At 61.9% G+C, this 12,120-nt stretch carries 11 protein-coding genes; all 11 read right to left on the bottom strand.

Annotated elements, in window-relative coordinates; all coding sequences use genetic code 11:
* Window positions 1–58: 58 nt before the first annotated feature.
* Entirely contained in the window at window positions 59–487 is a 429-nt protein-coding gene (locus ACWHVV_RS03445; protein ID WP_447527863.1) for a universal stress protein, read from the bottom strand.
* A gap of 12 nt (window positions 488–499) precedes the next feature.
* The gene (locus ACWHVV_RS03440; protein ID WP_447928083.1) at window positions 500–3,103 is read right to left on the bottom strand and encodes a TRAP transporter permease; all 2,604 of its coding nucleotides are present in this window, start codon (window positions 3,101–3,103) and stop codon (window positions 500–502) included.
* Between the two features lie 141 nt (window positions 3,104–3,244).
* Complete coding sequence (locus ACWHVV_RS03435) at window positions 3,245–4,225, bottom strand: TAXI family TRAP transporter solute-binding subunit (RefSeq protein WP_447928082.1); 981 nt, start codon at window positions 4,223–4,225, stop codon at window positions 3,245–3,247.
* 358 nt (window positions 4,226–4,583) lie between these two features.
* Window positions 4,584–5,888, bottom strand: coding sequence for a TRAP transporter large permease (locus ACWHVV_RS03430; RefSeq protein ID WP_447928081.1), 1,305 nt, complete (start codon window positions 5,886–5,888; stop codon window positions 4,584–4,586).
* The gene (locus tag ACWHVV_RS03425; RefSeq protein WP_447928080.1) at window positions 5,878–6,357 is read right to left on the bottom strand and encodes a TRAP transporter small permease; all 480 of its coding nucleotides are present in this window, start codon (window positions 6,355–6,357) and stop codon (window positions 5,878–5,880) included. Before ACWHVV_RS03425 ends, ACWHVV_RS03430 begins: the two co-directional genes overlap by 11 nt.
* 61 nt (window positions 6,358–6,418) lie before the next feature.
* Window positions 6,419–7,429 carry a DctP family TRAP transporter solute-binding subunit gene (locus ACWHVV_RS03420; protein WP_447928079.1) on the bottom strand — a complete coding sequence of 337 codons (1,011 nt, stop codon included), beginning with the start codon at window positions 7,427–7,429 and terminating at the stop codon, window positions 6,419–6,421.
* 155 nt (window positions 7,430–7,584) lie between these two features.
* Window positions 7,585–8,115, bottom strand: a complete 531-nt coding sequence (locus ACWHVV_RS03415) for a DUF192 domain-containing protein (protein ID WP_447928078.1) — start codon at window positions 8,113–8,115, stop codon at window positions 7,585–7,587.
* Window positions 8,116–8,129: 14 nt separating this feature from the next.
* A complete protein-coding gene (gene pyk / locus ACWHVV_RS03410; protein WP_447928077.1) occupies window positions 8,130–9,605 on the bottom strand; it encodes a pyruvate kinase in 1,476 nt (491 codons plus the stop codon).
* A gap of 71 nt (window positions 9,606–9,676) precedes the next feature.
* Window positions 9,677–10,168, bottom strand: a complete 492-nt coding sequence (locus ACWHVV_RS03405) for an ureidoglycolate lyase (RefSeq protein WP_447527858.1) — start codon at window positions 10,166–10,168, stop codon at window positions 9,677–9,679.
* A 75-nt stretch (window positions 10,169–10,243) separates the two neighbouring features.
* Complete coding sequence (locus tag ACWHVV_RS03400; protein WP_447928076.1) at window positions 10,244–11,074, bottom strand: bifunctional allantoicase/(S)-ureidoglycine aminohydrolase; 831 nt, start codon at window positions 11,072–11,074, stop codon at window positions 10,244–10,246.
* A gap of 12 nt (window positions 11,075–11,086) precedes the next feature.
* The gene (gene puuE / locus ACWHVV_RS03395) at window positions 11,087–12,034 is read right to left on the bottom strand and encodes an allantoinase PuuE (protein ID WP_447895214.1); all 948 of its coding nucleotides are present in this window, start codon (window positions 12,032–12,034) and stop codon (window positions 11,087–11,089) included.
* Window positions 12,035–12,120 lie beyond the last annotated feature (86 nt).

Genomic DNA, 12,120 nt, shown 5'->3' with positions numbered 1-12,120 from the left:
AAAGTCGCAGCCCATAAAAAAAGACGGCCGAAGCCGTCTTTTTTGACCAGGCGCCGGATCAGCGCACGATCATCACCGAGACTTTCGCGTGGTGCACCACGTGCTCGGCGTTGGGGCCGAGCACGTAGTCGGCGAACTTACGTTTGGTGTGGGAGGCCATGACGATCAGGTCGGCGTCGATTTTCTTGCCGATCTTGATGATCGCCTCCCAGGGCGAGCCATCGACGATCACGCTTTGGGTTTGGATATCCTCGGGCACGTGCTCCTGGATAAACGCGTTTTGCGCCTCGTGCATCGCCTCGTGAGCCTTTTTCGAAAAGTTTTTCGGAAAGTAGGCCCCGACCATCGGCATCGTGAACTCCGGCAGTACGCTCACCAAATGAAGCGACGCCCCAAAGGTATGGCAAAGCGTTACCGCCACCGGCAACGCCTTTTGCCAGGACGCCGCCTCGTTGAGATCCACAGGAAGCAGAATTTTCTGATACATCGCACGGCCTCCTTAGGCGCTGGCCGGGGTGTGGTCCGGCGTTTTGCGGCCACGGCGGCGACGCTGCATCAGCACCACCAGGGCGAACACGCCAAGCGCTGGCAGCCACATCCACTCTTTGGTCCAGCGGTCCACCGGGGCGAGCACTTCGATGATCTCCTGGTCGAAATCGAGCCCCAGGTCCGCCGCGGGGCTACCGAACTCGACGAAATCGACCAGGGTCTGGTCGCCGTCGGTATAAAGCTCTAACCCCAGGTTCTCCAGGCGCTCCTCACCGGTGTTACCCGCGGGCACCGGAATGAGCATATAGGTCGACATCGGCGCGCCGTAGTCGTCTTCACCGGCAATCTGGATGCGCAGGTTGCTGCCTTCATCGACCTGGCCCAGCGCATCGGCGAACTGCGCCGGTGGCACGGAGTTGTACGGGTCGTGGATGCGATCCATGAAAAAGCCCGGACGGAACAGCGTAAAGGCGACCAACAGCAGCAGAATCGACTCGTACCAGCGGTTACGGGTGATGAAGTAGCCCTGGGTGCCGGCAGCGAAGATCAGCATGGCGATGGTGGCCACGATGAACACCACGATCCCCTGGGTCACCGTCACATCGATCAGCAAGAGATCCGTATTGAAGATGAACAGAAACGGTAGCGCCGCGGTGCGCAGGCTGTAGTAGAACGCCTGGAAACCGGTGCGCAGCGGGTCCCCGCCGGAGACCGCCGCCGCCGCGAAGGAGGCAAGGCCCACCGGTGGCGTCACGTCCGCCATGATGCCGAAGTAGAACACGAACAGGTGCACCGCAATCAGCGGTACGATCAGCCCGTTTTGCTGGCCAAGCAGCACGATCACCGGCGCCATCAGCGCCGACACCACGATGTAGTTGGCGGTAGTGGGCAGGCCCATGCCCAGAATCAAGCTCAACACGGCGGTGAGCAGCAAAATCACCATCAGGTTGCCGCCGGAAAGAAGCTCGACCACGTCCGCCAGCACCAGGCCCACGCCGGTTTGCGAGACCGCCCCCACCACGATACCCGCGGTGGCGGTGGCGATACCGATGCCGATCATATTGCGCGCGCCGGTCACCAGGCCATCCCACAGATCGAAAAGGCCTTCCTTGATATCCGCCGCCAGCTGGCTGCGGCCCCGGAACAGCGCAATGATCGGGCGCTGGGTGATCATGATGAAGATCATGAACATGGTGGCCCAAAACGCCGAAAGCCCGGGGGACAGACGCTCGACCATCAAACACCACACCAGCACGACCACCGGCAGAATGTAGTGAAGCCCGACCATGACCGTCGGCCGGGTTTGCGGCAGCGTCAAGACCGCCGAGTTGGGGTCGTCGATTTCGAGTTCCGGGTAGCGGGCGCCGATTTTCAAAAGCCCGACATAGACGACGGCGAGGCCCACCGATACGACCCAAGGCGTTGCATCGCCCAGCACCGGCTTCAGCCAGCCAAGGCCGTAGTAGACGCCGACCGAAAGCCCCATCAGCAGTAAAAGCCCGGTCAAAAAACCGATGACCTTGTTCAAGAGCGGGCGCGCCGGGTTGCTCGAGGGCAGCCCTTTCATGTCCGCCTTGAGGGCTTCCAGATGAACGATATAGATCAGCGCGATATAGGAGATCAGGGCGGGCAAAAAGGCGTGCTTGATGACCTCGACGTAGGAGATACCCACGTACTCGACCATCAAAAACGCCGCCGCGCCCATGACCGGCGGCATGATCTGGCCGTTCACCGAGGAAGACACCTCGACGGCACCGGCTTTTTCTGCGCTAAAGCCCACGCGTTTCATCATGGGAATGGTGAAGGTACCGGTGGTCACGGTATTGGCGATCGAGGAGCCGGAGATCAACCCGGTCATGCCCGAGGCCACGACCGCCGCCTTGGCCGGGCCGCCCTTGAAGTGGCCCAGCATCGAAAAAGCCACTTTGATGAAATAGTTACCCGCGCCGGCTTTATCGAGCAGCGCACCGAACAACACGAACAAAAACACGAAACTGGTCGACACGCCCAGCGCAATGCCGAACACCCCTTGGGTACCCAGCCATTGGTGGTTGATCAACCCGCCCAGGCTTACACCGCGGTGGGCGAGAATACCGGGCATGTAGGGCCCGAACAGCGAATAGGCGATAAAGATCGCGGCCACGGCCATCAAGGGCGGGCCAAGCGCGCGCCGGGTCGCCTCCAACAGCATGACGATACCGATCACGCCGATCACGATATCCTGGGTGATCGGCCGCCCGGCCCGGCTGGCCAGGTCGTCGTAGAAAACGAACAGATAGGCGCCGCAAAACGCCGCCACGGCGGCAAACGCCCAGTCTTGAAGCGGCACCCGGTCCCGCGGCGAGCGCTTGAGCGCCGGGTAGGCCATAAAGGCTAAAAAGAGCGCAAAGGCCAAGTGGATCGAGCGCGCCTCGGTCGCGCTGAAGACGCCCACCCGCAACATGTAGGGCAGCGGTGAGGCGATCCAAAGCTGAAACAGCGACCAGGCAGCGGCAATTCCCACCAGTAATTTGCCGGGAGCCCCGAGGGGTTTTCGCGCGCCGGTGTCGCTGGAGGCGACCATATCCTCCAGGTCGTGGTGCGCGTCCGCCGAGGATTTCTTTTCATCTTGCATACGCTTGCCCTTTGAAGTCCACGCCGATCATGAGCATTTATCATCAGCGCATTCAACAAAAGCGCGGACACCCAGGGTGCCCGCGCTTTGCGTTTTACTCAACGGCGCTACCGGCACTCACCGTTTAGCGCCGGGTACGACTTACTCGATCCAGCCACGCTCACGATAGTAGCGCTCGGCGCCAGCGTGCAGCGGTGCGGTCAAGCCGTCAGAGATCATCTCTTCTTCGTCCAGGTTTTCGAACGCCGGATGCAGGCGCTTGAAGCGGTCGAAGTTTTCGAACACGGCTTTAACGGTTTCGTAGATCACTTCTTCGTCGACATTGGTCGAGGAAACGAAGGTTGCCGCCACGCCGAAGGTTTCGACGTCTTCGTCGTTACCCCGGTACAAGCCGCCCGGAATCACGGAACGGGTGTAGTACGGGTACTCTTCGATCAGGCCGTCGATCTCGTCACCGGTCACCGAGACCAGCTTGGCGTCGATGGTGGTGGTCGCTTCCTGGATCGAACCGTTGGGGTGACCGACCACATAGACCATGGCGTCGATGTTGTTATCGGAAAGCGCGGCGGCCTGTTCGGCGGCGTCGAGCTGCGAGGCCAGGGCGAAGGTGTCTTCATCCCAACCGAAGGCGTCCATCACCACGTCCATGGTGTTGCGCTGACCCGAACCGGGGTTGCCGATGTTGACACGTTTGCCGGGGAAGTCGCTGATGTTGTCGATACCGGCATCGGCGCGGGCGACCACGGTCAGCGGCTCGCCGTGCATGGTGAACACGGAGCGCATCTCTTCCCAAGGGCCATCGCCTTCGAAGTTGGCTTCACCGTTGTAGGCGCGGTATTGAACGTCGGACTGCACCACGCCCATATCCAGGTCGCCGTTTTTCATGCCGTTGACGTTGGCAACGGAGCCGCCGGTCGAGGGCGCGTTACAGCGGATGCTGTGGTCTTCGCTACCGCGGTTGACCATGCGGCAAACCGACTGGCCGACCACGTAGTAAACGCCGGTTTGGCCGCCGGTACCGATGGTGATGTAGCTTTCCTGTGCAACGGCCGGGCTTGCAAAACTGGCCGCGGCAATCAGCGCGCCTGAAAAGGCGGCGGTTGAAAATACATGGCGCTTCATGGACACACCTCTTTATCTTTTATGAGCATTATTCGCTTTGAACACCCGTTACCGATCCCCTGGGCTATTTCGTTCAAAACGTTTGTAATACAGACTGTTAACCCTGCCAATGGCGGCAGAGCACTGGTCACTTTAGCGAAAAAACCGTCGCTTGGCGAAACCGCCGTGGGCGCGAACGCCATAAGCATTGCACCCTACTCGCTTTCATCCGCGATTAATACGGCTTAACTCGCCATGGCACTTTAGGCTTATAGCGCTTCTTGTGCGCCCCTGTCCAACCTTTTTAAGGAGTATAAAAAATCGCTGGCTAAACATGCGTTTAGCGATTCGTCTTTTTTAAACGCTAGCACGGATGCCCTCACACGTTATAGCCCAGCACCCCGGGCAGCCACAGGGCAATGGCCGGAAAAATCGCCACGACCGCCATGGCACAGGCCATCGCGGCCACGAACAAAAGTGCCCAGCCGAGGGTTTGCTCGAGGCGAATCTTCGCAACCTCGGTGGTGACCATCAGATTCACCGCCACCGGGGGCGTAAATTGGCCAATCGCGATATTCATGGCCAGCAAAATGCCGAACCAAACCGGGTTCCACTCGAAGTGCTGCATCACCGGGATCAAAATGGGCATCAGGATGAGATAGATCGAGATCGCATCGAGCAGCATCCCGGCGAGCAGTACCGCCAGCATGACCAGCACCAGCAGCAGTGTGCCGTTATCGGTGAGGCTGATCATCCACTCGGCCAAGTGGCGGAAGGTCCCCAGCATGGTCCCCGCCCAGGCAAAGATCCCCGCCAGCGCGATGATCAGCATCACGACCCCGGAGATGATCGACGCCTCGCCCAGCAGCGCCCACAGGTCGCGCAGTGAAAGCTCCCGGGTGAAGAAAAGCCCCACCAGGGTGCCGTAGGCAACCGCGACGACCGCGGCTTCGGTTGGCGTGAAAAGCCCGGAGCGCAGTCCGCCCAGAATGAGCACGGGCGCAAACAGCGCCGGCAAGGCCTGCTTGAAGGCCTCGCCCACGCTCAGCCGCTCGGCCTCGCTTTCCGGCGTAGGGCCTTCCCAGCCGTAACGTTTGGCCAGCAGCATGGCCGGTACCAGCAGCGATAGCCCGGCCAGAATCCCCGGAAACAGCCCGGCGGCGAACAGCGCGCGAAGGTCCACCCCGGGCACCACGATGGAGTAGAGAATCAACGCAACCGACGGCGGAATGAGAATCGCCGTCGAGGCGGAGGCGGCGATCAAGGTCGCCGAAAACGGCTTGGGGTAGCCCGCTTTGGTCATGCTGGGCAGCATCACCATAGCCACCGCCGCGGCATCAGCCGGGCCCGAGCCGCTCATGCCGCCCATGATCATGCAAACGAGCACCGCCACCAGCGCCAAACCGCCGTGGCGTGGGCCAATCAGGGCCTGGGCGAAGCGCACCAAGCGCAGCGCCACGCCGGAGCGCTCGAAGATCAGCCCGGTCAGGATAAACAGCGGAATCGCGATCAGCGGATATTTGGCGATGCTGTTGTAGGTGTTGGTGCCCAGGGTCGCCAGCATATCCGGCGAAAGCCCGGTGACGATGCCGACCGACCCCGCCAGGGCCAGCGAAAACGCCACCGGCACGCCGGCGATCAAGAACCCGGCGAAGGCGAGAATCATCCAGGTATCAGGGGTCATGGCGCAGCCCTCCGCTTAGCCGCTCGCGGGTTTGCTGAAGCAAACGCCAGACCATGGCCGCCGAGAGCACCGGCAGCCAAACCAGATACCACCACTGGGGCAGACCAAGGCCCGGCGACAGCGACTCCCACTGGTACTCCTGCCAGGCAAGCTGACCGCCGTACCAGGTGATCAAGCCAAGCACCACAAGGCCGCAAAGCCCCTGAAAGACGATCAACGCCTTGCGCCAGCGCTCGGGCAACAAACGCTCCACCAGACCAATGCGGATATGGCGGTTGCGGCGCAGCGCAACGCTTGCCCCGGCAAAGGTCAAAACGACCAGCAGGAACACCGAGAACTCTTCGGTAAACGAAAACGAGCCGCCGGTCAGGTACCGGGTCACGACGTTTCCAAGACTAATAAGGGAGATCACGATCAGCGATAGCGCACCCAGCCATCGCTCGAAACGTGCATCGGAAAACGCTTGCATGAGAGCCTCTACAAGAAAACGACCGGCCCAAAGCCGGTCGGGGAAGGAGTATCAAGGGCGTTCAGCGCTCGTCCATCGACGACCTGGCGGCCTCGAGCAGTTCTTCACCGATACGCGGCGCCCATTTGTCATAAACGGCCTGGGTCGCGTCGGCGAACGCCTGGTACTCGGCCTCGCTTAGCTCGGTGACGGTGACGCCACGCTCCTCGATCGCCGCCAACCGCTCACTTTGCTGCTCGCGGGTCATGTCGATTTCCCAGGCGCCGGCTTCTTCGGCGGTTTCGCGCAGCATGGTTTGTTCCTCCTCGTCCAGCGAGTTCCAAACCGGTTGGCTCACGGCGAAGATCAGCGGATCGTTCATGTAGTTCCAGAGCGTCAGGTATGCCTGGCCGGCCTGGTCGATGCGCGCCACGTCGAACACCGACATCGGGTTCTCCTGGCCATCCACCGCGCCGGTGGTGAGCGCGGGCTGGGCATCGGTCCAGCTCATCTGGGTCGGGTCGGCGCCCAGGGCATTAAAGGTATCCTGGAAAAGCGGCGAGCCCACCACGCGAATTTTCAGCCCCTCCAGATCCTGGGGTGAGCTAATCGGGCCGCTCGAGTTGGAAATCTGGCGAAAACCGTTTTCGGCCCAGGCCAGCGGCACCACGCCGCGGGATTCGATCGCCTCGAAGACCATGTCGCCCGCCGCGCCCTGGGTGACGGCGTCCACGGCCTCGGTATCCGGGATGAAAAACGGCAGCGAGAACATATTGAGTGCCGGCACCTGGGGGGACCAGTTGATGGTCGAACCCACCGCGGCGTCGATCAGCCCCGAGCGCATGGCGGAAAATTCGCGGGTTTGGTCTCCCGACACCAGTTGCGAATTGGGGTAAACGCGCAGGGTGAGCTCCCCCTCGCTGCGCTCTTCCAGAAGTTCGGCCCACTTTTCGGCGGCCTGGCCCCAGGGGAAGGCGTCGGACAGCACGGTAGACACCGAGAGTTCCCGGGCCTGGGCGCTGAAGGCGGTGCTTAAAAGTGCCGCCCCCATCAAACCGGCGGCCAGCGGGGCGATCGAGCGAGTCAGCGTCATAGGGGTCATCCTTATTATAAATTTATGGCAGTACGATAGAAACGCAGGCGGCCGCTCGAGCGGCCGCCTGCTTCTATTTTATGGGTTTGAAAATCGAAAGATAGGTGGCCGGCCCGCTTTACAGGCTCGACTTTCGGCGTACGCCGGGCAGGGAATTACTCGGGCCGGCAAAACCCGGCCAGCGCCGGTACCGAGACGCAGTCGCCCACCTGAACCCCGCGCTCTTTGAAATAACCGGCGTTCACCTCGAGGGCGGAGTAGTACGCCGCGCCCGCCGGGTAGGTGGGGCATTCCTGGGCGCTGTCCGCCTCGCAGGGGGGCATGGTCGTGATCGCAACGATTCGGCCTTCGTCGTCGATGAAGGCGATATCCAGCGCGATCAAGGTGTTATACATCCAAAAAGCGTTATTGGCGGGCTGTTCGTTTTCAAAGCGGAACAGCATCCCGCGCTCTTCGGCCAGGTGTTCGCGGCCCATCAAACCCTGCTGGCGCTGGGAGAGCGTTTCGGCTACCTCCACGTCGAGGCGGTGCGGGCCCTGCTCGGTGTGAAGGGTCAGCGGCAACGTGGACGCGGTGGGGTCCTCGGCTTTTGGTTCGGCAAAGGCGTTTAACAGCGGTGAAGCGACGCTTGCCAGCAGCGAAGCGGCAACCGCGGTCTTGATGAGTTGGCGACGCGATACGTTCATGGCGGTTTCCTCGGTCAGGCGCTGGCGTGCTCGTCGGTAATCGACACTACTTTCATGGTGTTGGTACCGCCGTGGGCATTCATGTGATCGCCCCGGGTCAGAATCACGTGATCCCCCGGCTTGGCCACGCCCTGCTTGACCAATACATCCATCGCCCGGTCGTTGAGCTCGGTGGGGCTCATCTCGCTGGTATCGAAGGGCAGCGAGACCACGCCCCGGTAAAGCGCCATGCGCCGCTGGGCGATGGGCGTGTGGGCAAGACCGACGATGGGCAGACCCGAGCTTATGCGCGAGGCGATCAAGGGCGTATAACCCGACGAGGTCATACAGGCAATCGCGGCCACGCCTTCCATGTGGTTAGCGGCGTACATCGCCGAGAGCGCAATGGTTTCGTCCGGACGGGCAAAGCCTTCGTGAATGCGGTGGCCGGACTCCTGAATCAGGCGCTCGCGCTCGGCCCCCAGGCACACCCGGTTCATCGCCTCGACGGTTTCGACCGGGTAGTCGCCGGCGGCGGTTTCGGCGGAAAGCATCACCGCGTCGCTGCCGTCGAGCACTGCGTTGGCCACGTCGAACACCTCGGCGCGGGTGGGTAGCGGCGCCGAAATCATGCTCTCCATCATTTGGGTGGCAGTAATCACCGCGCGGTTGAGCGTACGCGCACGCTTGATCATGCGCTTTTGCACGCCGACGAGCTTGGCGTCGCCGATCTCAACGCCGAGATCCCCCCGCGCCACCATCACCGCTTGTGAGGCTTCGATGATGCCGTCGAGGGTGGCCTCATCGGCCACCGCTTCGGCGCGTTCGACCTTGGCGACCAGGCCGATCTCGGCGCCTTCTTCACCCAATAAGCGCCGGGCTTCCTGCATGTCCGCCGCCGAGCGAGGAAACGAGATCGCCAGGTAGTCCACGCCGATCTCGACGGCGGTCTTGAGATCTTCCTTGTCCTTGTCGGTCAGCGCCGGGGCCGAAAGCCCGCCGCCCTGCTTGTTGATGCCCTTGTGATTGGAGAGCTTGCCGCCGACCACCACCTGGGTGTGAACCTGCTGGCCTTCGACACGGGTGACATCGAGCACGACCCGGCCGTCGTCGAGCAGCAGCCGGTCGCCGGCCACCACGTCCTGAGCAAGCGTTTTGTATTCGCAGCCGACCTTGTCGATGTCGCCGGCGTCGCTGTCCAGCGCCATATCGAGCACGAAGGGCTTGCCTTCCTGGAGCACCACCGCGCCCTCTTTAAAGCGCGCAACGCGAATCTTGGGCCCCTGCAGGTCGCCAAGTGCGGCTACGCTGCGCCCGAGCTTGTCGGCGATTTCGCGCACCCGCGCCAGGCGCTGGCGGTGATCGTCCGCAGTGCCGTGGGAGAAGTTGAGGCGCACCACATCCACCCCCGCCTTCAACATGGCTTCCAGTACGCCCTCCCGGTCACTGGCGGGACCTAGCGTGGCGACGATTTTGGTACGGCGAATCGGGGTAGCGGTGTACTGGCTCATGGCGTTCTCGATCGGTCGGGAAGTGGGCTATCAGCTTAGCAAAATAATGTGACGAACAAAGGGTTGCGTCGTTAGTCGTCGAGGGTGACCGTGATCGCGAGCGGATATTCGTCGCAGTTATTACCCTCGCCGCCGCGGTCGACCACCAAAAACTCCCCTTCACGCTCAAGGACCGAATTGATCGCATGCCAGGTGCCCGCGGCGTAGTTCACGCCCTGGCGGCCGTCGGTGACGAAGGCGCGCACCGCGCCTTCGTCGATCGTCTCGCCGGCGGGCGCGACTACCACGATGAAGCGCTCGCCGTGCAGCGGCATGAAGGCCTGGCTGCCCTGGGGGTGGCGCTCCAAAAAGGTAAGTTCCAGCGGAAGTGTGACCGGCTGGCTGACGAAGATGTTGATCAGCGTATGGGCGCTTTCGCCCAGGGTCTCGACCTTCGCCAGATCGTGGTGGCGCTGGGTGCGCCCGGCGTTGATGGGAAAGGATTTTGATGCGCGCGCGTCGATGACCTCCCCAAAGGGGCGAAAAGCCTCGGCGGTGAGGGGCGTCGCGGTCAGGGTTAGCATGGCGGCTCCTTTGTTTTGACCACAAGGTTTTGGCAACAACGTTTTGAAAGCAACGTTCTGGCAGCAAAAAGCCCGTTAGCGGAAAAGCTTGAGCTTCGCGTGGCGGTTGACGTCCTTGTAGAGCAGGTAGCGAAACGGCCCCGGGCCGCCGGCGTAGCAGGCCTGGGGGCAGAAGGCGCGCAGCCACATGAAATCCCCCGCTTCGACCTCCACCCACTGCTGGTTAAGGTGATACACCGCCTTGCCTTCCAGCACGTACAGGCCATGCTCCATGACGTGGGTTTCATCGAAGGGAATGACGCCGCCGGGCTGGAAGTTGACGATGGTCACGTGCATGTCGTGGCGCACATCAGAAGGGTCGACAAAACGGGTGGTCGACCAGCGCCCCTCGGTACCGGGCATCTCAAAGGGCGTAATGGCCTGCTCGTTGGTGACGAAGGCTTCCGGCACCTCGAGCCCTTCGACGAACTCGAACGCCTTGCGAATCCAGTGAAAGCGCACCGGCTCGCCGCTGTCGTTACCCGCCCGCCATTCACAGCCTGGCGGGATGAACGCATAGCCGCCCGGCGCCAGGGTGTGGCGCACCCCGTCGAGGGTCAGCGTCAACTCCCCTTCGACGACGAACAGCACGCCTTCTGCATCCGCTTCCGGCTCGGGTTTGTCGCTGCCACCGCCTGGCTGCACTTCCATGATGTACTGGGAAAACGTCTCGGCAAAACCCGACAGCGGCCGCGCCAGCACCCAGGCTCGGGTGCCCTGCCAAAACGGCAGGTTGCTGGTCACGATATCGCGCATCACGCCCTTGGGAATCAGCGCATAGGCCTCGGTAAACACCGCGCGGTCGGCGGTCAGCTGGGTTTGCGGCGGATGGCCGCCTTTAGGGGCGTAATAACGGGGTGTCGTCATGGCAGTCACCTTTTAAAGAGTCGGCGCAGGATGGTGTTCGGCCCAGTGGCGGGCGATGTCGATACGCCGGGCGACCCATACGCGATCAAAAGTTTCGATGTAATCCAAAAAGCGCTGCAGCGCGCGAAAGCGCCCCGGGCGGCCGAGCAGGCGGCAGTGCATGCCGATCGAGAGCATCTTCGGCGCCTCTTCGCCTTCGGCGTAGAGTACATCAAAGGCGTCGCGCAGGTAGTTGTAGAAGTGATCCGAGGTGTTGAAGCCTTGTGGCGAGGCGAAGCGCATGTCGTTGGTGTCCAGCGTATAGGGCACGATCAAGTGGTTGTGATCGCAGCCCTGGCGGTCGGTGACCCGCGTCCAGAAGGGCAAGTCGTCGCCGTAGTAGTCGCTGTCGTACAAAAAGCCGCCTTCCTCAGCAATCAGACGCCGGGTGTTGGGGCTGTCGCGCCCGGTATACCACCCTTCGGGCTTCTCGCCGTAAAGACGCTCGAAGATCGCCACGGCTTTTTGCAGGTGGTCGCGCTCGATGTGCTCGGGGACTTCCTGGTAGTGAATCCAGCGGTAGCCGTGGCAGGCGATTTCGTGGCCCAGCTCCTTGAACGCCTGGGCGACGTCCGGATTGCGCTCCAAAGCCATGGCCACGCCAAATACGGTTAGCGGCAGGCCGCGACGCTCGAACTCGCGCAGAATTCGCCACACCCCGGTGCGGGAGCCGTACTCGTAGATCGACTCCATACTCAGATGGCGGTCACTGTAGCTGGCGGCGCCAATGATCTCGGATAGAAACTGCTCCGAGCCGACGTCGCCGTGCAGCACGGAGTTCTCCCCGCCCTCTTCGTAATTAAGCACGAACTGAACGGCGATTTTCGCGTTGCCGGGCCAGTTGGCGTGGGGCGGCGTCCGGCCGTAGCCGATCAAATCCCGCGGATAAAAGCTTTCGGTTTGTTCATTGTCAGCCGCCATGGCGTTTCCCCGTCGTTTGTCGATTCATTCTCTTTGTATACAAGGTATACGATTTCAAAGCCGCACCGCAACGCGCGAAACGATAA

The organism is Vreelandella sp. EE27 (assembly GCF_968206495.1).
Note: the sequence above shows the minus strand (reverse complement) of the source record. Positions and strands in the feature narration are given on the sequence as shown.

What these genes read in the sequence shown, in the direction of transcription:
- ACWHVV_RS03400 (WP_447928076.1), bottom strand. Translation starts at nt 11,074, where the DNA reads ATGACGACACCCCGTTATTACGCCCCTAAAGGCGGCCATCCGCCGCAA.
- pyk (WP_447928077.1), bottom strand. Translation starts at nt 9,605, where the DNA reads ATGAGCCAGTACACCGCTACCCCGATTCGCCGTACCAAAATCGTCGCC.
- ACWHVV_RS03440 (WP_447928083.1), bottom strand. Translation starts at nt 3,103, where the DNA reads ATGCAAGATGAAAAGAAATCCTCGGCGGACGCGCACCACGACCTGGAG.
- ACWHVV_RS03415 (WP_447928078.1), bottom strand. Translation starts at nt 8,115, where the DNA reads ATGAACGTATCGCGTCGCCAACTCATCAAGACCGCGGTTGCCGCTTCG.
- ACWHVV_RS03425 (WP_447928080.1), bottom strand. Translation starts at nt 6,357, where the DNA reads ATGCAAGCGTTTTCCGATGCACGTTTCGAGCGATGGCTGGGTGCGCTA.
- ACWHVV_RS03430 (WP_447928081.1), bottom strand. Translation starts at nt 5,888, where the DNA reads ATGACCCCTGATACCTGGATGATTCTCGCCTTCGCCGGGTTCTTGATC.
- puuE (WP_447895214.1), bottom strand. Translation starts at nt 12,034, where the DNA reads ATGGCGGCTGACAATGAACAAACCGAAAGCTTTTATCCGCGGGATTTG.
- ACWHVV_RS03405 (WP_447527858.1), bottom strand. Translation starts at nt 10,168, where the DNA reads ATGCTAACCCTGACCGCGACGCCCCTCACCGCCGAGGCTTTTCGCCCC.
- ACWHVV_RS03445 (WP_447527863.1), bottom strand. Translation starts at nt 487, where the DNA reads ATGTATCAGAAAATTCTGCTTCCTGTGGATCTCAACGAGGCGGCGTCC.
- ACWHVV_RS03420 (WP_447928079.1), bottom strand. Translation starts at nt 7,429, where the DNA reads ATGACGCTGACTCGCTCGATCGCCCCGCTGGCCGCCGGTTTGATGGGG.
- ACWHVV_RS03435 (WP_447928082.1), bottom strand. Translation starts at nt 4,225, where the DNA reads ATGAAGCGCCATGTATTTTCAACCGCCGCCTTTTCAGGCGCGCTGATT.